Raw genomic sequence first — 21,254 nt, 5'->3', positions numbered from 1 at the left:
AGCGGAAGAAAAGAAGTTAGGTGGGGATCAACTGCCCGTAAAAGCCCGATTGGTTCAACTAATAATCAGTGGGGGATGAACAAAACCCCCACTGATTAAAGTTTCACTTTATCGTATCTTGTAGTCTATTAATCATTTTAAATCTATTTACAAACAATGAATGGATAAGTATTATACCTGTTTTCGGATTTATTTTTGTACTGCTATATAACTGGGAAGATATGAAACAATATAGTAAGAAAAGTATCGGAATTATGATTGGTATTATTGTTGTTCGCTCATTTATCGTAGGGTTTATTTTAATAGAAGGGCAGAAGCAAATGGAGAAAATGTCTATTTTTCAAGAGTGGATGTCTTCTGCGAAGGGGCTTTATATTGTCATTGTAGTTGTTGTTTTTCTAAGAATTGTTATAACGACAACAAGTTACATATTAAAGGGAAAGTAGAATGGGGGAGTATGAATGAGAGAGAAAATAGGATATTATGGTGTTCTCGTTTGTTTACTATTATCAGTTATTTCAGGACAATTTCTTAAAAGTGAATGGATGCCGATTATATTATGTATAGGAGTATTGATTTTTGCACCTATGTATCGTTGGAATGAATGGAAAGCATATAGCCGAAAAAAGAAAATTGTTTTCAGCATCGAGTTTGTCATTATCATTAGCACAATTCCATTTTTGTTATTGAAAGGAAATGAGATCATAGACGGAATTGTAATGTTTCAAGGGTGGTTATTTATTGCGAAATTGCTATATTTAATATGCATTATAATATTGGTAGCGGGAGTCGCTAAAAAAGTAAACGAAAAGTTATTCGTTAATGAATAAAAGAAAATGCCACCTTATTCGGTGGCATTTTCTCATTTTACTGAATGAGCTTTTTGCATCTTTTTAACTAAACGAATTTGTCCGCGATGATTGATTTCATCTTCAAATACGTGAAACCATTTAAAGTAGTTGTTTGCAGGTTTGTCATACCAAAAATCTGTCGTTTTAAATAGCCATTCATCAGGTAACGATTGAAAAGTGTCGATTGTTTTGGAACGTACTTCTTGTAATGTATTTATATAAAACTCTATAGGGTTTCCTTTTATTTTCTCGCGTCCAAGATCTCCTAACTCAATAGCAGGTAACCAGCGTTCTAATTCAGATTCCGTTGGTTCACGGTCTTCAAAAGTATGAATCTGGTAGTAAAATTCAATAGCGGCCATATGGTACAATAACATGCCAATTGAATTTGCATCTTCATCATATAAATAATCAAGTTCCTCAATTGTTAAACCTTCCACCGCTTGCATTGTTGTATAGCGAGCGTAATTCATCATGGAAACAAGTTTTGAAAATTCAGGCTGTAAACCATCTATCTTATCAATTACAAAATTCAATATAAATTCCCCCTCTTTAAACGATGACTCCAGAGAAAGAATTCTATGTGCAACGAAAAACTCCTTTAAAAAAAGTCGTGATTTCAACAAGGAATAACAATTAGTTCTCGATTTGATTTTGTAATCACTTCATATCCATCTTTTGTAATGACGATATCATCTTCAATTCTACAACCGCCCCAGTTTGGTATATAAATACCAGGTTCAACTGTAACAACCATACCTTCTTCTAAAGTAGCCTTACTTTCTTGGGATAGGCGAAGTGGTTCATGTATTTCTAACCCAAGACCATGACCAGTAGAGTGTCCAAAATATTGGCCGTATCCATGCTCAGTAATGTAATCTCTCGTTATATCATCGATACTTTTCGCAGTTTCCCCAGGTTTAATTGCTTCCGTCCCACGTTTTAACGCTTCTCGTACAATATTGTATATCTTTTTGAATTCTTCTGATGGTTCTCCGATTGCTACAGTACGTGTAATATCGGAACAATATCCGTCGTAAAGTGCACCGAAGTCTAATGTAACGACGTCGCCTCGTTCGATTATTTTATTTGATGCAACTCCATGAGGAAGTGAAGAACGAACGCCAGAAGCTACAATGATTTGGAAGGAAGAGGATGTAGCCCCTTTTTTTCGCATGAAAAATTCTAACTCATCTCGTACATCATTTTCACTTATCCCTGGTTTTAGAAACGTAAGGATGTGGTGAAATGCTTCGTCAGCAATATTAGCTGCGATTTTCATTGTTTCTATTTCAGGCGTGTCTTTAATAATACGAATATTTTCGATGATTTCGCACACTTGAACCATTTCCGCATGTACGTATTTTTGTAAGTTTTTATATTGTTGCAAAGTCATGTTGTTTTCTTCAATTCCGAGTTTTTGAATGTTTAATTTCGATACTTGATTTGCAATTTCTTTTTCTAAATTTCCTTTATGCATAATAATTTCAGCATCTTTTATTTGTGATTTCGCTTGATCTACATAGCGAAAGTCAGTTATAAAAACAGCCTTATCCGCAGAGAGTAAGACGACGCCAGCGCTACCTGTAAAGCCAGTTGCATATTGGCGATTTTCTTTTTTTGTAATCAGTAATCCGTCAATTTCATAGTTTTGTAGTTGATTTTGGATTTTATTAATTTTTAAAGTCATGTTAATTCCCCCTATTCACAGTATTGAATAAAGCAAATATTGTGCCAAAATGTATATTTGAAGAAAAGATAGTAGGGACAACATATATTTTAGGGGAGATAAAGTGAAACTTTAATCAGTGGGGGTTTTCTTCACCCCTCGCTGATTATCAGCCCTCACCAATCGGACTTTAATGGGCAGCCCGACCCCCACCTAAATTCTTTGCTTTCGCTGAATTTTGAGGTGGAGGTCTTACTGCTCATTAAAGCGGGATAAAAATATAGTCTGCAATTTGTGGGAGACGGTTTGTTCATAAAATCCAAATTGCTCCAATAAATAACAGGGGGATGAAAAAATATTGATTGGAGTTGCACTTGTACGTTATTTACAGGGTGTAAAAATTTTTATACAAATGTGAAATAAAACTGTCAATTTTTTTGATAATATGGAATGGATATAGCAACTAAATTGAAAACATATAAAAAATGCGTTGCTTATAAGCAACGCATTTTTGTATTTATGCTTTTAATTTCATTACAGTATCAGCATCTGGTGTTACATAAATAGTTTGCTGATTGTCATACGTAACAAAACCAAGTTTTGCACCACTCGGTTTTTTAACATGGCGTATTTTGGTGAAATCAACAGGTACAGAGCTAGACTCTTTTGCTTTACTGTAATAGGCAGCAATCTTGGCAGCTTCTAGTAAAGTTTCTTCAGCAGGCTCTAAAGAACGAATGACAACGTGAGAACCAGGTATGTCTTTCGTATGTAACCAAATTTCATCGCGGCGGGCAAATTTCGTTGTTAAATAATCATTTTGTTTATTGTTTTTACCAACGAAAATCTCTGTGCCATCACTTGCTACATATTTATCTAATACTGGTTTAGTAGGCTTTTTCTTTGCGTTTTTCGTTTTACGATTGCGCATATAACCTTCTTCAGCTAATTCCTCTCGGATTTCTTCAATATCTTTTGAAGAAGCAGCTTCCATTTGTTGAAGTAAGCTATCAAAGTAAAGAATTTCTTCATTTGTTTTTGCGATTTGTTCTTCTACAACAACAACTGAATTTTTCGCTTTTTGATACTTTTGGAAATAGCGTTGTGCATTGTCAGATGGCGTTTTTAAAGGATCTAATGTGATCTTTACAGTTCCACCATTCTCATCGTAATAGTTAACGACTTCAATATCTTTATCACCTTTTTTCAAAGCGTACATATTGGCTGTAAGTAGTTCACCAAATAGTTGATATCTATCTGCTTTTCCAGCATCTTGTAATGTTTTTTCTAGTTTAATGAGTTTTTTCTCATTTTTATTTTTTTCGTTTTGCATAAAGCGCTCTAAATCATGGGCTTGTTGTTTTACACGGTCGCGCTCTGCTTTTCCGAAAAAGAACCGGTCTAGCAATTCACTAACAGATGAGAACGTCTTGTTTTCCCCTTGCAAGTGTGCAAGAGGGAAAAGGTAGAAGAATTCTTTCCCATTTGAAGTAGTCATCGTTGGTGAATATGTATGAGTTAATAATGGTTTTTGTATGGAGAAAAATGCATCAGCTAATGCTTTTTCATTTACCATACCAGCTTTTTTCACTACTTCCTTCGCGAATAATGGTGATATTCCCGTAAAGGTGCCGACAAGCTGTTTATCCATGTTTCCAGATAGAAAGTCCAGTGGTCTAATAAATTCCTCATTTGTTTCAATCTGAAGTGGATTCATTTTATGTTGTGCTGGTGGCGCAACATATTCAGCTCCAGCGTATACCGTTCGATGTCGGTTTACGGCTAAAGAAACGTGTTTTAAGCTATCTAAAATATTGTTTGTTTTTGTGTCTACTAAAATGATGTTACTATGTCGTCCCATTATTTCAATCGCTAATGTTTTTAGTGATTCATCACCAATTTCATTTCTGCTTCGCACAGTAATTTGAATAATACGTTCTAAATCAATTTGTTCAATTTTTTCAATGAATCCACCTTCTAAATGCTTACGAAGAAGCATGCAAAACATTGGCGGAAGTGCAGGTGAATCATAATTTTGATTTGTTAAGTGTAAACGTGCATATGTCGGATGAGCGGAAAGAATCAGTTTTTGATTTTTTCCGTTTGCTCGAATATGTAATAAAATCTCATATTTTGAAGGTTGATATATTTTTGAAATTCTCCCCGTGTAAAGAGAATTTGCAATTTCATGTGTAATTGCTCTTGTAAATAATCCATCGAATGCCATAAAAACACTCCTTTCTAACTAAAAGTTAATTATAGCATTTTTTTGGACGAGGCTGAATAAGCTTTCAATAGAGTATGTCTGGAATCAGGAGGTCGATAGCAGGATGAATTGGTATGGAATGCGCGCACATGAAGTGGAAGAAAGAACGAATACGAATGTGAAGGTTGGACTTACAGAGAAAGAAGCAGAAGGGCGAATAAAGAAATTTGGTACAAATGAATTAGATGAAGCGAAAAGGCCTTCTGCACTAATGGTCTTTTTAGCGCAATTTAAAGATTTCATGGTACTTGTTTTGTTTGGTGCAACAATCGTTTCGGCTTTTTTAGGGGAATACATTGATTCGATTGCGATTGTTGCAATTGTTATTATCAACGGTATTCTCGGCTTTTTCCAAGAAAGAAAGGCTGAAAAGTCATTGGAAGCTTTAAAAGAGTTAGCCGCCCCGCAAGTTACTGTACTGCGGAATGGAAAGTGGGTAAAGGCACCGTCTAAAGCACTCGTTTTAGGTGATGTTATTAAATTTTCTAGTGGCGATCGAATTGGTGCTGATGTACGTCTTGTTGAGGCATCGAGTTTATATATCGAAGAATCAGCTTTGACAGGAGAGTCAGTACCGGTGCAGAAAAAAGTAGAAGCATTGCAAGGGCAAGATGTTTCAATTGGTGATCAAAAAAATATGGCTTTTATGGGTACGATGATTACACGGGGAGCTGGAACAGGAGTCGTTGTAGCAACTGGTATGAATACAGCGATGGGCCAAATTGCAAATATGTTACAAAATGCAGAGCAAATGGAAACACCACTGCAAAGAAGATTAGAGCAACTTGGAAAAATATTAATTATAGTGGCTCTTGTTTTGACAGCGCTTGTCGTATTAGCTGGTGTGTATCAAGGGAATGAAGTGTATCACATGTTTTTAGCAGGCGTGTCACTAGCCGTTGCTGCTATTCCAGAAGGATTACCAGCAATTGTTACAGTAGCTTTATCGCTTGGTGTACAGCGTATGATTAAAAAGAGAGCAATTGTAAGGAAGTTGCCAGCAGTAGAAACGTTAGGTTGTGCTTCCGTTATATGCTCTGATAAAACAGGAACGATGACGCAAAACAAAATGATGGTAACACATATGTGGTCAGGTGGAGAGTTGTGGAAAGTAACAGGTCAAGGGTATGAACCTAATGGCTCTTTTGTGAAAGGTGAAAAAGAAATTAATCCAGCTAAGACGAAAGCACTTTATCAACTACTTACATTTGGTTCACTATGTAATAACGCAAATATTATTCAAAAGAAAAAGGCATATGTATTAGATGGAGATCCAACTGAGGGAGCGCTTGTAGCTGCAGCAATGAAAGCGGGGATAACGCGTGAGGCACTGAAAGGGAAATTTGAAATTATTCGTGAGTTTCCGTTTGATTCAACTCGAAAAATGATGAGTGTTATTGTGCGAGATAGAGAAGGGAAAAAGTTTCTTGTTACGAAGGGAGCACCAGATGTCCTCTTGCAAATGAGCCAAACAATTTTGTGGGGGGATAAGCAACAACCGTTAAGTGAGTTGTATAGAAAGGAAGTACAGGCGGCTATTCATAGCTTAGGTAGTCAAGCGCTTCGAACAATTGCAGTTGCCTTTAAGCCTTTAAAAATAACAGATTCTATTGAACATGAAAGAGACGTTGAAAAGGATTTTATGTTGGTTGGGATACAAGGAATGATTGATCCGCCAAGACCAGAGGTAGAGCAGGCTGTAAAAGAGTGCAGAGAAGCTGGTATTCGAACAGTTATGATTACAGGGGACCATAAAGTGACTGCAATGGCCATTGCAGAACAATTAGGGGTTTTACCACCAGGTGGACGTGTTGTTGAAGGAGTAGAGCTTGCAAATATGGATGTAGGAGAATTAGAAAATGTTGTAGAAGATACGTATGTATTTGCTCGTGTATCACCAGAACATAAATTAAAAATTGTTAAAGCGTTGCAAAATAAAGGGCATATAGTAGCGATGACAGGCGATGGTGTGAACGATGCTCCAGCTATAAAAACAGCGGATATTGGAATAGCGATGGGAATTACAGGGACAGACGTTGCGAAAGAAGCTTCTTCTCTTGTATTGCTGGACGACAATTTTGCTACGATTAAATCAGCAATTAAAGAAGGTAGAAATATATACGAGAACATACGTAAGTTTATTCGTTATTTATTAGCATCGAACGTAGGAGAAATTTTAGTCATGTTATTTGCAATGTTACTTGCACTACCGCTGCCGATGGTTCCAATTCAAATTTTATGGGTGAACTTAGTTACGGATGGTTTACCGGCGATGGCATTAGGTTTAGATAAGGCCGAAGGAGACGTGATGAAGAGAACGCCGCGTCATCCGAAAGAAGGAGTATTTGCTAGAGGGCTTGCCTGGAAAATTATAAGTCGTGGTTTTCTAATAGGAGCAGTGACTTTAGTAGCGTTTATTATCGCATATAATCAACATCCAAATGAACTGAAATATGCACAAACTGTAGCGTTTGCAACGTTGGTACTGGCTCAGCTTATTCATGTATTTGATTGCCGAAGTGAGCATTCTGTTTTCCATCGTAATCCGTTTGGAAATGTGTATTTAGTTGGGGCGGTTATCATTTCATTACTACTCATGCTAGTAGTTATATATTATCCACCGCTACAACCGATCTTTAGTACGATGCCAATACAAGCAAGAGACTGGTTGTTAATTGGCGGTTTATCATCAATTCCGACCTTCTTACTAGTAGGTTCTTTGTTAACGGGGAAAAAGGGGAAGAAGGAAAAGCCAGTATTATATAAGAAGGGATTAAACTTGAAATAGTCAATGATATGAAAATGTGATATAATTTACAGAAGGTAGTAGAGCCTTGTCTCTATTACCTTTTTCATTGAGTTATTTCATGGCTTGGATGTGATAAAAATGATTTGTAGTATGACAGGATTTGGAAGGTCGAAAGTAGAAACTGATACTTTTCAAATTACAGTAGAAATGAAATCGGTGAATCACCGTTTTCTAGAGATGAGTATTCGACTTCCGAAGCAGATGATGGTATTTGAAGACAAAATTCGTAAAATAATTGCAGAACAAGTTCGACGTGGACGCATTGAAGTGTCTATTAGTATAACGGGTGAAGGGCTTGTTGAAAGAAAATTAAGTGTGAATTGGTCGCTTCTTGAGCAGTACCAATCGATTATGAAAGATATAAAAGGAAAATTTCAATTACAAGATTCTATTACACTTCAGCAATTAATGGCAATGCCAGAAGTAACAGCGATTGAGGAAGTAGAAAATGTAAATGAACAATTTGAGAACAGTTTATATGAGGCTGTTCGCCAAGCTGCTCATATGTTAAAAACGATGAGAGATGGCGAAGGAGAACGATTACATAAAGATATAGCGTATCGTTTACAAGAGATTCACAATTGTGTAAATGCAATTATTCCGCATGCACCAATTGTTACACAAAAATATCGTGAACGATTAGAAAATCGCTTAAAAGAATTACATAATCAAGAGTTAGATGAACAAAGATTGTTAACAGAAGTTGCAATCTTTGCTGAGCGTTGTGACATTCACGAAGAGTTAGTTCGTTTGCAAAGTCATTTAGAGCAATTTCGTGAAACACTGCAGATTGAAGAGCCTGTTGGAAGAAAAATGGATTTCATCGTGCAAGAGATGCATAGAGAAATTAATACGATTGGTTCTAAGGCAAATGACTTAACAATTTCAAAATATGTTGTAGAAATGAAAAATAACCTTGAAAAAATTCGTGAACAAGTACAAAATATTGAGTAGCTTTCAAAAAATATATAAAGTTATACGTGGTGGAGAAATCGGATAGACTTACTAGGAGGCGCAAACTATGGCCATGCGGTTTTTAAATATTGGATACGGAAATATTGTATCTGCTCATCGAATTATTGCTATTGTAAGTCCGGAGTCAGCTCCTATTAAACGAACAGTACAGGAAGCACGCGAACATAATGCTTTGCTTGATGCTACGTATGGGAGAAAAACAAGGGCGGTTATTGTTATGGATGATGGGCATGTAGTATTAAGTCCAATTCAGCCAGAGACGATTGCACATCGTTTGAATAATAAAGAAGATTTAAGTGAGGAAGGGTAGGTTTTACATATTTATGAGAAGTAGAAGAGGATTGCTCATCGTTCTTTCAGGACCTTCTGGGGTTGGTAAAGGAACGGTTCGAAAAGAGCTGTTTAGTCATGAGGATACACGTTTTCAGTACTCCATTTCAGTAACGACACGTAAGCCACGTGAAGGTGAAGTGGATGGTGTGGATTATTTCTTTAAAGAGAGAGAAGAGTTTGAGGAAATGATTCGTAATGAAAAATTACTTGAGTGGGCTGAGTTCGTAGGTAATTATTACGGAACACCGATTGACTATGTTGAAAAAACATTACAAGAAGGAAAAGATGTATTCTTAGAAATTGAAGTGCAAGGAGCAATTCAAGTTAAGAAAGCTTTCCCAGAAGGTGTATTCATTTTCTTAGCACCTCCAAGTTTATCTGAACTAAAGAACCGAATTGTCGGTCGTGGTACAGAAACTGAAGATGTTATTGAAAATCGTTTAACGGTAGCGAAAGAAGAAATTGAAATGATGGACGCTTACGACTATGTTGTAGAAAACGATCAAGTTGAATTAGCTTGTGAAAGAATTAAAGCAATTGTGGTTGGCGAACATTGCCGCCGCGAAAGAGTAGCAAAATATTATAAAGAAATGACGGAGGGTCTATAATTATGTTAAATCCATCAATTGATTCATTATTAACAAAAATCGATTCTAAATATACACTTGTAACAGTAGCTGCAAAACGTGCGCGTGAAATGCAACTTGCTAATAACTGTGTTATTGAACAACCTGTTTCTCATAAATGTGTGGGTAAAGCATTGGAAGAAATCGATGTAGAAGCGTTAAGCTACGTACCAAGCGAAGATAAAGTAACTGAATAAGACTTTGTCTTCGACAATTTAGAACATAGACTTTATAATTTTCTATGTAACGGTAACAACCTATTTACAAGTAGGTTGTTATTTTTTTACGGTAGGGAAGAAATATTGGTACTGATGAGCTGAGAATATTGTTTCAGTATGATAAGTTTGAAAAAGAAAGAGGACGAGCCATATGCTAAAAGGGAAAAAGATACTTCTATGTGTAACAGGAGGCATTGCGGTCTTTAAAGCGGCTGCGTTAACGAGTAAATTGACACAAGCTGGAGCCATTGTAAAAGTAATGATGAGTGAGTCGGCAATGAAGTTTGTTACACCTCTTACATTCCAAGCACTTTCTCGCCATGATGTATATACGGATACATTCGATGAGAAAGATTCAGCTGTTATTGCTCATATCGATTTAGCAGATTGGGCAGACGTTGTACTTGTTGCACCTGCTACAGCAAATTGTATTGGAAAGTTAGCTAACGGTATTGCAGATGATATGATTACAACTACTTTGTTAGCTACTACAGCTCCGGTGTGGATTGCACCTGCTATGAATGTGCATATGTATGAAAATAAAATTGTTCAAAAAAATATGATGACGTTAAAAACGTTAGGATATACATTTATTGAGCCTGGAGAAGGTTTTTTAGCGTGTGGTTATGTAGCGAAGGGAAGATTAGAAGAACCTGAAGCGATCATTGCACGGTTAGAAGAGGCTTTTTCAGAACAAAAACCATTGCAAGGAAAAAGAATATTAATAACGGCTGGTCCAACTCGTGAAAAGATTGATCCAGTACGTTTTATGACCAATTTTTCTTCGGGAAAAATGGGATATGCGATTGCGGAAGTGGCAGCGAACTTAGGGGCTGATGTCATACTCGTTTCGGGACCGACAGCGTTAAATCCACCATTACATGTAACTACAGTACAAGTGGAATCTGCACAAGATATGCTAGAGACAGTTCTGCAACATTATTCAAACGTAGATGTTGTTATTAAAACAGCAGCAGTTGCAGACTATCGCCCGAAATATGTTCATGATAATAAAATGAAAAAGAAAAATGGCGATGCTGTAATTGAACTCGAGAGAACAGTAGATATTTTAAAAACATTAGGTGAAATAAAAGAGAAACAGTTACTTATCGGTTTTGCAGCAGAAACGACAAACGTAGAGGAATATGCAACGAAGAAATTACGTGAGAAAAATGCGAATATGATTGTTGCCAATGATGTAAAGGCACAAGGAGCTGGATTTGGTACAGATACGAACATTGTAACAATGTATAAAAAAGATGGAGAAGCTATAGAGTTGCCACTTTTAACGAAGAAAGAGGTTGCTCGTGAAATATTAAAGCAAATTGAAATGATGTTAGAAGATGATCGTCTATGAAATTTGCAAGTGTAATTGTTGATGTACCTGCACGTCAGACAGATCGACCATTTGATTATATTATCCCTAAAAAGTGGGAAGATATTGTCCAGACAGGTATGCGTGTAGTAGTTCCATTTGGTCCAAGGAAATTGCAAGGTTTTATTATTGGGATCAAAGATTCGGCTGAAGTAGAAAGTAAAAAGTTAAAGGCAATCCATGAAATATTAGATGTAACACCGGTTATAAACGAGGAGTTATTAAAGCTTGGGTATTGGCTTACGAGTGAAACGTTATGTTATATGATTTCAGCTTTTCAAGTCATGCTTCCAACGGCGATAAAAGCAACGTATAAAAAGCGTTTACAACTTCGAAAGCAAGAAGAAGTAGCACCTGAACTACTGTTTTTATTTCAGGACAAAGAAGCGATAGATTGGGAAGCGATTGAGACGCAGCCACATCTATATCGTACGATTCAACAAGAAATTAAACATGGCACGATTGAAGTTGTTTATCAAGTAAAAGATAAAGTGCAAAAGAAGAAACAAAGAGTCGTGCAACCGGAGTTGCCAGAAGATAAATTAGAATTAGCAGCATTTGAACTGAAAAGTAAAAAACAACAAGATGTACTCTATTATTTTGTGGAAAATTATAAAAGTGTCCCGTTGAAAGTGATAACAGAAGAGTTGCAAATAACTGATGCTCCGATTAAAGCACTTGTTAAAAAGGGGCTAATTTCAGAAAAATATGTGGAAGTGTACCGAAATCCGTATGACGATGATGATTTCGAACAAACGAAACCATTCCCGCTTACGGAGGAACAACAGCAAGTTATTGCACCAATTTTATTATCAATTACAAATGAAACTTACAATCCATTTTTACTATATGGTGTTACAGGAAGTGGAAAAACAGAAGTATACTTACAATCTATAGCAGCGGTGCTCAAGAAAGGAAAAGAAGCTATTGTGCTTGTTCCTGAAATTGCGCTAACGCCTCAGATGGTAGATCGTTTTAAAGGTAGATTTGGCTCGCAAGTTGCAGTTCTTCATAGTGCGCTGTCTGTTGGAGAAAAATATGATGAATGGCGTAAGATTTTAAGAAAAGAAGTGAAAGTCGTAGTTGGTGCACGTTCAGCTGTATTTGCTCCTTTTGAAAATTTAGGGATTATTATTATCGATGAGGAACATGAATCGAGCTATAAGCAAGAAGATAATCCGAGATATCATGCAAGGGATGTAGCTGTGTGGAGGGGGCAATATCATAAATGCCCTATCGTTCTTGGTAGTGCGACACCGACACTTGAATCGTTTGCAAGAGCGAAAAAAGGTGTTTATGAATTACTGACGATGGAAAAGCGTATGAATGAACAAGCTTTACCGACAGTAGAGATTGTTGATATGCGTGAAGAACTTCGTGACGGGAATCGTTCCATGTTTTCAAAGGCACTGCATGAAAAAATAGCAGATCGGTTAGAAAAGAAAGAACAAATGGTGCTCTTTTTAAATAGAAGAGGTCATTCTACATTTGTTATGTGTCGTGATTGTGGGTATGTTGTACAATGTCCGCATTGTGATATCTCGCTGACATATCATAAAATGAACCATCGTTTAAAATGTCATTATTGCAGCTACGAAGAGAATATGCCGACTGCGTGTCCTGCATGTCAAAGTACATATATTCGTTTCTTTGGTACAGGTACACAAAAGGTAGAAGAAGAAATTACAAAACTATTTCCAGAGGCACGAGTCATTCGAATGGATGTAGATACGACAAGTCGTAAAGGGATGCACGAAAAATTATTAAAGGCATTCGGGGAAGAAAAAGCAGATATATTACTTGGAACACAAATGATTGCAAAAGGATTAGATTTTCCTAAAGTAACGCTTGTCGGGGTTTTAACTGCAGATACAATGCTTCATTTACCTGATTTTCGGGCGAGTGAAAAGACTTATCAGCTATTGACGCAAGTAAGCGGACGAGCAGGCAGGCATGAATTACCAGGGGAAGTTATAATTCAAACGTATACGCCAGAACATTACAGTATAGAGTTAGCAAAGAACCAACAATATGATGTGTTTTTTGACCAAGAAATGCAAATGAGACGAACAAGGCAATATCCACCTTACTACTATGTCGTACTTGTAACGGTATCTCACCCAGAATTATTAAAGGCAGTACAAGTGACGGAAAAAATTGTCGGTCATTTACGGTCGCACTGCTCACAGCAAACAATGGTGTTAGGACCGGTTGCTTCAGCAATTCCAAGGATAAAAGATAGATATCGTTATCAATGCATGATAAAATACAAACGGGAACCAAACTTAAAGAACGTGCTCAAAATGGTAAATGAACATTATCAAGCAGAAATGCAAAAAGAGCTACAAATCTCAATTGATTTTAATCCAACAATGTTAATGTAGCGGAGGGAAATATGGCAGTTTTAGAAATAGTAAAGCATCCAAATGAAGTGTTAGAAACACCGTGTGAAAGAGTAATTAACTTTGATAAAAAGTTAGTGAAATTGTTGAAAGATATGCATGAAACAATGTTAATTGCGGACGGGGTCGGTTTAGCTGCGCCTCAAGTAGGTGTAAGCTTGCAAGTGGCGGTAGTTGATATCGGTGATGATAGTGGGAAAATCGAGTTAATCAATCCATCGATACTAGAAAAACGTGGTGAACAAGTAGGTCCCGAAGGCTGTTTAAGCTTCCCGGGACTTTATGGTGAAGTGGAACGTGCGGATTATATTAAAGTACGTGCGCAAAATCGCCGAGGTAAAGTATTTTTACTAGAAGCAGAAGGATTTTTAGCGCGTGCAATTCAACATGAAATCGATCATTTACACGGTTTGTTATTTACATCGAAAGTGACAAGATATTATGAGGAAAACGAATTAGAATAGGTATTAAAAGGAGCGGTTTTTAAATGATAAAAGTAGTATTTATGGGAACACCGGACTTTTCAGTGCCGGTGCTTCGTCGTCTTATCGAAGATGGCTATGATGTAATAGGTGTTGTGACGCAACCAGATCGTCCAGTAGGTAGAAAAAAGGTATTAACACCTACACCTGTTAAAGTGGAAGCAGAAAAACATGGTATTCCAGTGTTACAGCCGTTAAGAATTCGTGAAAAAGACGAATATGAAAAAGTATTGGCATTAGAGCCAGATTTAATTGTAACAGCTGCGTTCGGTCAGATTGTACCAAATGAAATTTTAGAGGCACCGAAGTATGGATGTATTAACGTCCACGCTTCTTTACTTCCTGAACTTCGTGGTGGTGCACCGATCCATTATGCAATTATGGAAGGAAAAGAAAAAACAGGTATTACAATTATGTATATGGTAGAGAAGTTGGATGCTGGTGATATCTTAACGCAAGTAGAAGTGGAAATTGAAGAGCGTGAAACGACAGGCTCGTTATTTGATAAGTTAAGCGAAGCAGGGGCACATCTTTTATCTAAAACAGTACCTTTACTAATTCAAGGTAAGTTAGAACCAATTAAACAAAATGAAGAAGAAGTAACGTTTGCATATAATATAAAACGTGAGCAAGAGAAAATTGATTGGACAAAAACAGGTGAAGAAGTATACAATCACATTCGCGGATTGAATCCATGGCCAGTTGCTTATACAACTTTAGCAGGACAAGTTGTTAAAGTATGGTGGGGAGAAAAAGTACCTGTAACGAAATCAGCTGAAGCAGGTACGATTGTTGCGATCGAAGAAGATGGTTTTGTTGTAGCAACAGGTAATGAAACAGGTGTTAAAGTTACTGAATTGCAACCTTCTGGTAAAAAGCGTATGAGTTGTTCGCAATTTTTACGTGGCACAAAACCTGAAATTGGAACGAAGTTAGGAGAAAATGCATGAGACAAAATGTTCGTGAATTAGCTCTTGATGGTTTAATTCAAGTAGAAAAAAGTGGTGCATACAGTAACTTACTTTTAAATAATCTAATTGAAAAAAGTACAATTGATAGAAAAGATATTGGTTTATTAACTGAAATCGTATATGGAACGATTCAACGTCGTGACACATTAGATTATTATTTACAGCCTTTTTTAAAAAAGAAGGTTGAAGCGTGGGTAAGAGTATTGCTTCGCTTATCTTTATATCAAATGATTTATTTAGACCGAGTGCCCGAAAGAGCGGCTATTCATGAAGCTGTTGAAATTGCAAAACGTCGCGGGCATAAAGGCATTGCTGGTATGGTGAACGGTGTATTACGTTCAATTCAAAGAGAAGGTGTACCTTCTGTAGATGAAATTAAAGATCCAGTAGAACGTTTGGCAATTGCAACAAGTCATCCAATTTGGCTTGTCAAAGAGTGGACTTCAGCATATGGTTTAGAAACTGCTGAGAAAATGTGTGAAGTGAACATGTTACCGCCTGCACCAACAGCGCGTGTAAATGTTGATAAAATAACAGTAGAAGAAGCAATTAAATTATTGGCTAGTGAAGGTATAGAAGCGAAGCGTGGCGATTTATCAGATGATGCAATTCAAATTGAAAGAGGGAATGTAGCGCATACAGATGCGTTTAAAAAAGGTTTTCTTTCTATTCAAGATGAAAGTTCTATGCTGGTAGCACGCGCTCTAGAACCAGATGAGGGAGATGCAGTTCTTGATAGTTGTGCTGCTCCAGGCGGAAAAACAACGCATATTGCAGAGCGATTAAAAGGAACTGGTCAAGTCATGTCCCTTGATTTACATGCACACAAAGTACGTTTAATTAAACAACAGGCAGAGCGACTTGGTCTAGAAAACGTTGAAACAAAGGCATTAGATGCTAGAAAAGTGCAAGAGCACTTTGCAGATGAAACGTTTGATAAAATATTAGTAGATGCCCCGTGCTCTGGATTTGGTGTAATTAGACGTAAGCCTGATATTAAGTTAGGTAAAGATAAAGGCGATAGTGAAAGATTATCGACGATTCAACTTGCAATACTAGAAAAAATTGCACCGTTATTAAAACAAGGTGGTCGCCTTGTTTATAGTACGTGCACAATTGAGAAAATAGAAAATGAACAAGTAATAGAGCGATTTTTACAAGAGCATCCTGAATTTGAGTGGGATACTACGATAAAAGAGCGTATGCCAGAAAAGTTAAGTCCGTATATTGATGAAGGTCAAGTACAAATTTTACCGCATTATTTTGCAACAGATGGCTTTTATATTGCTTGTTTAAGGAAGAAGGTGTAGCATCGTGGAAACGACTGTGAGAAAACAAAAGAAAAATTTAGAAACGAAAAAACCATCAATTTACTCTTTACAACTCCATGAAATGCAAGAGTGGTTAAAGGAACAAGGAGAACCAAAGTTCCGTGCTGGGCAAATTTTTGACTGGTTATATAAAAAACGTGTAAAAAATTATGAGGATATGTCAAACCTTTCTAAAGGATTGCGTGATAAATTGTCGAATTCCTTTGATATTACTACTTTAAACACGTTAGTAAAACAAACGTCTTCGGATGGAACAATTAAATTCTTATTCCAGCTATACGATGGATACTCTATTGAAACAGTATTAATGCGACATGAATATGGAAATTCAATTTGTGTAACAACGCAAGTAGGTTGTCGTATTGGATGTACGTTCTGTGCTTCAACGCTTGGTGGTTTAAAACGAAACCTAGAAGCTGGAGAAATTGTAGCACAAGTAGTAGAAGTGCAACGTGCACTTGATGAATCAGAAGAACGTGTAAGTTCTCTTGTTGTTATGGGAATTGGAGAACCATTTGATAACTACGATAATTTAATGGGATTCTTACGCATCATTAACCATGAAAAAGGACTTCATATTGGTGCGAGACATATGACAGTTTCGACAAGTGGAATTATCCCGAAAATTTATAAGTTCGCTGAAGAAGACTTACAAATTAATTTTGCGATTTCACTGCATGCTCCAAACTCAGAATTACGTTCAAAATTAATGCCGATTAACCGTGCTTATAAGCTTCCGGATTTAATGGAAGCTATTAAATACTATGTAAATAGAACAGGGCGTCGTATTACTTTTGAATATGGGCTATTTGGAGGAGAAAATGACCAAGTTGAGCACGCTGAAGAGCTTGCTGCGCTCTTAAAAGGTGTAAAATGTCATGTAAACTTAATTCCGGTAAACTACGTACCAGAACGTGATTATGTACGTACGCCACGTGAACAAATTTTCTTATTTGAAAAAACGTTAAAAGATCGTGGAGTAAATGTAACGATTCGCCGTGAACAAGGTCATGATATTGATGCAGCCTGCGGTCAGTTGCGTGCGAAGGAGCGCAAAGAAGAGACGAGGTGACGAGATGAAAGCCGTGTTTCTGTCAGATAAAGGAAAAGTTCGTCAACATAATGAAGATAGTGCGGGAGTTTTTCACAATTTAGATGGAAATATTTTAGCGGTAGTAGCAGATGGAATGGGAGGTCATCGAGCTGGTGATGTAGCTAGCTCGATGACCATTCAATTATTCCATGATTATTGGAAGCAAACACATAATATGAATGAGCCAAAAAAAGTAGAAGAGTGGTTACATACTAGTGTTGGGATTATTAATGAGCGTATATATGAATACTCTAAGCAACATGTAGAATGTAATGGCATGGGAACAACACTTATAATAGCGATTTGTACAACAAATTTTGTGACGATAGGTCACATAGGAGATAGTCGTTGTTATATGGTATCAGAGGGGAAAATTTCGCTTGTAACGGAAGATCATTCACTTGTCAATGAACTTGTAAGACATGGTGAAATTTCAAAAGAAGACGCAGAATATCACCCGAAAAAGAATGTTTTGTTAAGAGCGTTAGGAACAGAAGAAACAGTCGGATTAGATTTGAAAACATTGGTACTTGAGGAAGATGATCAGTTACTTCTTTGCTCTGATGGATTATCTAACAAAGTTTCTATTGCTGATATGCAACAAGTTTTACAGTTAAATGAACAGCTAGAAACTAAGGGACAACGTCTCATTCAATTGGCGAATGATCGTGGCGGGGAAGATAATATCACCCTTGTTCTTATTGATTATGCGGGTTCGACAAACGAAAGTAGGTGAAGTGCAACGTGCTGATTGGAAAACGCTTAAATGACCGTTATAAGCTACTGAAAATGATTGGTGGCGGTGGAATGGCCAATGTGTATTTAGCTCATGATGATATACTAGGCCGAGATGTAGCGGTGAAAATATTAAGACTCGACTATTCAAATAACGAAGAGTTTATTAAACGTTTCCATCGAGAAGCGCAGTCTGTTACAACGTTGTCGCATCCAAATATTGTGAATATGTATGATGTCGGAGAAGAAGATGGTATATATTATCTTGTAATGGAGTATGTACCAGGACAAACATTGAAGCAATACATAATTGAGCGAGGAATGTTACCGATAGGAGAAGCTCTTGATATTATGGAGCAGTTAACATCCGCCATGGCACATGCCCATCATTTTGAAATTGTGCACCGCGATATTAAACCGCACAATATTTTAATTCGAGCTGATGGAGTAATAAAAGTAACAGATTTTGGAATTGCGACAGCTACAAGTGCAACAACAATTACACATACAAATTCAGTACTCGGTTCGGTGCATTATTTATCACCAGAACAAGCACGCGGCGGGATAGCAAATAAACAATCAGATATTTATTCCCTAGGGATTGTTATGTTTGAGTTGTTAACAGGAAGACAACCGTTTTCTGGCGAATCTGCTGTTGCTATAGCTTTAAAACATTTACAAAGTGAAATTCCGTCTCCTAGAAGATGGAACGAAAATATTCCGCAAAGTGTTGAAAATATTATATTGAAGGCAACTGCGAAAGATCCGTTTCATCGATATCAATCTGCCAATGCGATGAAACGAGACATTGAAACTGCGCTTTATCCAGAGAGGATAAATGAGCAGCCATTTTACATACCAGAAGATATGGAAGCGACGAAAGCGATTCCGATTATTCAACAAGAACAATTATTCGAAAATATAACTGATGAAACAATTGTTTTAAAAGGAAGTAAAGTGGATGAACAAAAAAGAAAAGAAGAAATAGAATTAAATAAGAAGAAAAAACGAAGTAATAAATGGCTCAAAATTTTAATTACAACATTTTTACTTTTAGCGATTGGAATAACGTTAGCGCTTACGGTTGTTCCAGGATTCTTTATTCCAAAAGATGTAAAAGTCCCTGATGTAGCTGGTATGAAATATACGACTGCAGTAAATACATTAGTTGAAAAGGGTTTTGAGGTTACGGAACCTAATATTGTATATACAGATGATGTAGAGGTTGGTGGTGTTCTAAAAACAGACCCTGTGGCCGGAAGAGTCGTGAAAGAAAACTCTAAAATTACTATCTATCAATCAGGTGGAAAAAAGAAAAATAAGATGAGTGATCTCACAGGAAAAGATTTTGAGAGTATAAGAACAGAGTTAGAAGAAAAATATAAACAAGTTACAGTATATTATATTGAAGATGATAGGCCAAAAGGTGCAATCGTAGAGCAAATTCCAACGTCTGACCAAATGGTGGTAGAGGCCGAGCAAGAACTGAAAATCTGGGTAAGCAAAGGTCCTTATCAAATTAGACCAGGTGATTTTTCAGGATGGACTGAAAATAGTGTCAATGGTTATTTGAATGAGAGGAAACTAACTCCAGATATAAAACGAGAGTATTCCGATACTGTTGATAAAGGACTTGTCATTTCACAATCTCCAAAACCGGGAACGCCGTTAAAAGAAGGAGATAAAGTGACGATTGTCATCTCAGAAGGTCCTAAGCCGAAAGTAACGAAAACAGTGAAAGTAGATAATATTTCTATTCCGTATGAGTCTTCTATAATAGATGAGAAAAAACCACAAACGATAGAAATTTATAAAGAAGATATGCAACAAAAAATGGATAGACCATTTGAAACTAGAACAATTTTAGAGTCGGCAACTATTTCATTAGAATTTGTAATTCAAGAAGGCACAAAAGGACATTATAAAATTGTGCGAGATGGTGTAACGATTATCGACAAAGAAGTACCTTACCCAACTCAATAATAATGAATTCCATGTTCTGTTTAAAGAGAATGGAATGTATTACTCTTGCCTGTTATGCTATCTACATATAGTAGAAAGTATAACAGGCAAAAATATATGATTCAAAAAGCTATAAAAGTGATACTGCTATAAATAATATTTTAAATTTGATGGTAGGTTAAATATAATAACTTGTATATATGACGGGTTTTGAAATCATTATTTAATAATTTTAATTACAGCTTCACTTTATACAAAATAAAGGAGAATTATATGCCAGAAGGAAAAATTGTAAAAGCTCTAAGTGGGTTTTATTATGTGCAGCATGAAGAGGGGATTACACAATGTCGCGGGCGTGGTGTGTTTAGAAAAAATAAAATTACACCATTGGTAGGAGACCAAGTTGTTTTTCAAGCAGATAATCCAACTGAAGGATACGTGCTTGAAGTATTTGATCGAAAAAATGAACTTGTTAGGCCTCCTATTGCTAATGTTGACCAAGCCATTCTTGTTTTCTCCGCAGTAGAACCAGATTTTAATCCGGGACTGTTAGATCGATTTTTAGTGCTGATCGAATATCATAACATTAAACCGATTATTTGCATTAGTAAGATGGATTTAGTAGATGAAAAAATGAGAGAGACTGTTGAATCTTATGCAAATGACTATCGCGAGATGGGATATGATGTATTATTTACTTCTATAAATACGTCGGAAAGTATTGATATTTTAAAACCATTCTTAGAAGGTTGTGTTTCTGTCGTTGCAGGACAATCAGGTGTTGGAAAATCTTCTATGCTGAACGTTTTACGTCCAGAGTTAGAACTGAAAACGAATGATATTTCCTCGCATTTAGGACGCGGGAAACATACGACAAGACACGTGGAATTGATTGCGATTGGAAGCGGACTAGTGGCAGATACACCTGGTTTTAGTTCACTTGATTTCATAGATATCGAGGTAGAAGATCTTACATATTGTTTTCCAGAGTTGAAAGAAGCGAGCCAATACTGTAAATTTAGAGGGTGTACACATCTTTCTGAACCGAAATGTGCTGTGAAGGCAGCGGTTGAAGAAGGGAAGATTACAGAATATCGTTATAAGAATTACAAACAATTCGTAGAAGAAATTAGAGAGAGAAAGCCGAGGTATTAGT

Annotated in this window: 19 protein-coding genes; 16 read left to right on the top strand and 3 right to left on the bottom strand. The window is 36.6% G+C overall.

Going from position 1 to position 21,254, the window contains the following annotated elements; translation table 11 throughout:
• Positions 1 to 110: 110 nt before the first annotated feature.
• Both AC3WVA_RS00875 and AC3WVA_RS00870 read left to right on the top strand, forming a co-directional pair.
• Complete coding sequence (locus AC3WVA_RS00875; protein WP_098344999.1) at positions 111 to 446, top strand: YoqO family protein; 336 nt, start codon at positions 111 to 113, stop codon at positions 444 to 446.
• Between the two features lie 15 nt (positions 447 to 461).
• On the top strand, positions 462 to 830 hold the full coding sequence (locus tag AC3WVA_RS00870; protein WP_098345000.1) for a YoqO family protein: 369 nt from the start codon (positions 462 to 464) through the stop codon (positions 828 to 830).
• A gap of 32 nt (positions 831 to 862) precedes the next feature.
• Here AC3WVA_RS00870 and AC3WVA_RS00865 read toward each other — a convergent pair whose 3' ends face one another.
• The 3 genes from AC3WVA_RS00865 to AC3WVA_RS00855 all read right to left on the bottom strand — a co-directional run bounded on the left by AC3WVA_RS00865 (position 863) and on the right by AC3WVA_RS00855 (position 4,747).
• Positions 863 to 1,387, bottom strand: coding sequence for a DinB family protein (locus AC3WVA_RS00865; protein ID WP_098345001.1), 525 nt, complete (start codon positions 1,385 to 1,387; stop codon positions 863 to 865).
• An 83-nt stretch (positions 1,388 to 1,470) separates the two neighbouring features.
• Positions 1,471 to 2,541, bottom strand: a complete 1,071-nt coding sequence (locus tag AC3WVA_RS00860) for a M24 family metallopeptidase (protein ID WP_048530561.1) — start codon at positions 2,539 to 2,541, stop codon at positions 1,471 to 1,473.
• 496 nt (positions 2,542 to 3,037) lie between these two features.
• Positions 3,038 to 4,747 (bottom strand): Rqc2 family fibronectin-binding protein, encoded by a 1,710-nt coding sequence (locus AC3WVA_RS00855; RefSeq protein WP_492321754.1) that lies wholly within the window; start codon positions 4,745 to 4,747, stop codon positions 3,038 to 3,040.
• 103 nt (positions 4,748 to 4,850) lie between these two features.
• Between AC3WVA_RS00855 and AC3WVA_RS00850 the strand changes: the two genes are divergently transcribed.
• The 14 genes from AC3WVA_RS00850 to rsgA all read left to right on the top strand — a co-directional run bounded on the left by AC3WVA_RS00850 (position 4,851) and on the right by rsgA (position 21,253).
• Positions 4,851 to 7,574, top strand: a complete 2,724-nt coding sequence (locus AC3WVA_RS00850; RefSeq protein ID WP_071758774.1) for a calcium-translocating P-type ATPase, SERCA-type — start codon at positions 4,851 to 4,853, stop codon at positions 7,572 to 7,574.
• A gap of 99 nt (positions 7,575 to 7,673) precedes the next feature.
• Positions 7,674 to 8,549, top strand: coding sequence for a YicC/YloC family endoribonuclease (locus tag AC3WVA_RS00845; RefSeq protein WP_048530555.1), 876 nt, complete (start codon positions 7,674 to 7,676; stop codon positions 8,547 to 8,549).
• 67 nt (positions 8,550 to 8,616) lie between these two features.
• On the top strand, positions 8,617 to 8,880 hold the full coding sequence (gene remA, locus AC3WVA_RS00840; protein ID WP_001251456.1) for an extracellular matrix/biofilm regulator RemA: 264 nt from the start codon (positions 8,617 to 8,619) through the stop codon (positions 8,878 to 8,880).
• A 13-nt stretch (positions 8,881 to 8,893) separates the two neighbouring features.
• On the top strand, positions 8,894 to 9,511 hold the full coding sequence (gene gmk / locus AC3WVA_RS00835) for a guanylate kinase (RefSeq protein WP_001257740.1): 618 nt from the start codon (positions 8,894 to 8,896) through the stop codon (positions 9,509 to 9,511).
• 2 nt (positions 9,512 to 9,513) lie between these two features.
• A complete protein-coding gene (gene rpoZ, locus AC3WVA_RS00830; RefSeq protein WP_048530552.1) occupies positions 9,514 to 9,726 on the top strand; it encodes a DNA-directed RNA polymerase subunit omega in 213 nt (70 codons plus the stop codon).
• A gap of 172 nt (positions 9,727 to 9,898) precedes the next feature.
• Positions 9,899 to 11,104, top strand: coding sequence for a bifunctional phosphopantothenoylcysteine decarboxylase/phosphopantothenate--cysteine ligase CoaBC (gene coaBC / locus AC3WVA_RS00825; RefSeq protein WP_098880843.1), 1,206 nt, complete (start codon positions 9,899 to 9,901; stop codon positions 11,102 to 11,104).
• Positions 11,101 to 13,506: a primosomal protein N' gene (gene priA / locus AC3WVA_RS00820; RefSeq protein ID WP_492321753.1), complete on the top strand. Its 2,406-nt coding sequence runs from the start codon at positions 11,101 to 11,103 to the stop codon at positions 13,504 to 13,506. The genes coaBC and priA overlap by 4 nt, the downstream gene beginning before the upstream one ends.
• An 11-nt stretch (positions 13,507 to 13,517) precedes the next feature.
• Positions 13,518 to 13,988: a peptide deformylase gene (gene def / locus AC3WVA_RS00815; protein ID WP_349302611.1), complete on the top strand. Its 471-nt coding sequence runs from the start codon at positions 13,518 to 13,520 to the stop codon at positions 13,986 to 13,988.
• Positions 13,989 to 14,011: 23 nt separating this feature from the next.
• Entirely contained in the window at positions 14,012 to 14,956 is a 945-nt protein-coding gene (gene fmt / locus AC3WVA_RS00810) for a methionyl-tRNA formyltransferase (RefSeq protein ID WP_000598791.1), read from the top strand.
• Positions 14,953 to 16,287: a 16S rRNA (cytosine(967)-C(5))-methyltransferase RsmB gene (rsmB, locus tag AC3WVA_RS00805; protein WP_492321752.1), complete on the top strand. Its 1,335-nt coding sequence runs from the start codon at positions 14,953 to 14,955 to the stop codon at positions 16,285 to 16,287. Before fmt ends, rsmB begins: the two co-directional genes overlap by 4 nt.
• Before the next feature lie 4 nt (positions 16,288 to 16,291).
• A complete protein-coding gene (rlmN, locus tag AC3WVA_RS00800; RefSeq protein WP_048530542.1) occupies positions 16,292 to 17,380 on the top strand; it encodes a dual-specificity RNA methyltransferase RlmN in 1,089 nt (362 codons plus the stop codon).
• 4 nt (positions 17,381 to 17,384) lie between these two features.
• The gene (locus tag AC3WVA_RS00795; RefSeq protein WP_492321751.1) at positions 17,385 to 18,137 is read left to right on the top strand and encodes a Stp1/IreP family PP2C-type Ser/Thr phosphatase; all 753 of its coding nucleotides are present in this window, start codon (positions 17,385 to 17,387) and stop codon (positions 18,135 to 18,137) included.
• Between the two features lie 8 nt (positions 18,138 to 18,145).
• Positions 18,146 to 20,119 (top strand): serine/threonine protein kinase PrkC, encoded by a 1,974-nt coding sequence (gene prkC, locus AC3WVA_RS00790; RefSeq protein ID WP_492321750.1) that lies wholly within the window; start codon positions 18,146 to 18,148, stop codon positions 20,117 to 20,119.
• A 252-nt stretch (positions 20,120 to 20,371) separates the two neighbouring features.
• On the top strand, positions 20,372 to 21,253 hold the full coding sequence (rsgA, locus tag AC3WVA_RS00785) for a ribosome small subunit-dependent GTPase A (protein ID WP_048530535.1): 882 nt from the start codon (positions 20,372 to 20,374) through the stop codon (positions 21,251 to 21,253).
• Position 21,254: the final 1 nt, after the last annotated feature.

This window comes from Bacillus sp. EB106-04-02-XG92, from assembly GCF_058791995.1.
This window is presented reverse-complemented; position numbering and strand designations above follow the sequence as displayed.

What these genes read in the sequence shown, in the direction of transcription:
- AC3WVA_RS00860 (WP_048530561.1), bottom strand. Translation starts at nt 2,541, where the DNA reads ATGACTTTAAAAATTAATAAAATCCAAAATCAACTACAAAACTATGAA.
- gmk (WP_001257740.1), top strand. Translation starts at nt 8,894, where the DNA reads ATGAGAAGTAGAAGAGGATTGCTCATCGTTCTTTCAGGACCTTCTGGG.
- rsgA (WP_048530535.1), top strand. Translation starts at nt 20,372, where the DNA reads ATGCCAGAAGGAAAAATTGTAAAAGCTCTAAGTGGGTTTTATTATGTG.
- rsmB (WP_492321752.1), top strand. Translation starts at nt 14,953, where the DNA reads ATGAGACAAAATGTTCGTGAATTAGCTCTTGATGGTTTAATTCAAGTA.
- AC3WVA_RS00795 (WP_492321751.1), top strand. Translation starts at nt 17,385, where the DNA reads ATGAAAGCCGTGTTTCTGTCAGATAAAGGAAAAGTTCGTCAACATAAT.
- priA (WP_492321753.1), top strand. Translation starts at nt 11,101, where the DNA reads ATGAAATTTGCAAGTGTAATTGTTGATGTACCTGCACGTCAGACAGAT.
- rpoZ (WP_048530552.1), top strand. Translation starts at nt 9,514, where the DNA reads ATGTTAAATCCATCAATTGATTCATTATTAACAAAAATCGATTCTAAA.
- coaBC (WP_098880843.1), top strand. Translation starts at nt 9,899, where the DNA reads ATGCTAAAAGGGAAAAAGATACTTCTATGTGTAACAGGAGGCATTGCG.
- fmt (WP_000598791.1), top strand. Translation starts at nt 14,012, where the DNA reads ATGATAAAAGTAGTATTTATGGGAACACCGGACTTTTCAGTGCCGGTG.
- AC3WVA_RS00870 (WP_098345000.1), top strand. Translation starts at nt 462, where the DNA reads ATGAGAGAGAAAATAGGATATTATGGTGTTCTCGTTTGTTTACTATTA.
- AC3WVA_RS00845 (WP_048530555.1), top strand. Translation starts at nt 7,674, where the DNA reads ATGATTTGTAGTATGACAGGATTTGGAAGGTCGAAAGTAGAAACTGAT.
- def (WP_349302611.1), top strand. Translation starts at nt 13,518, where the DNA reads ATGGCAGTTTTAGAAATAGTAAAGCATCCAAATGAAGTGTTAGAAACA.
- AC3WVA_RS00850 (WP_071758774.1), top strand. Translation starts at nt 4,851, where the DNA reads ATGAATTGGTATGGAATGCGCGCACATGAAGTGGAAGAAAGAACGAAT.
- remA (WP_001251456.1), top strand. Translation starts at nt 8,617, where the DNA reads ATGGCCATGCGGTTTTTAAATATTGGATACGGAAATATTGTATCTGCT.
- AC3WVA_RS00855 (WP_492321754.1), bottom strand. Translation starts at nt 4,747, where the DNA reads ATGGCATTCGATGGATTATTTACAAGAGCAATTACACATGAAATTGCA.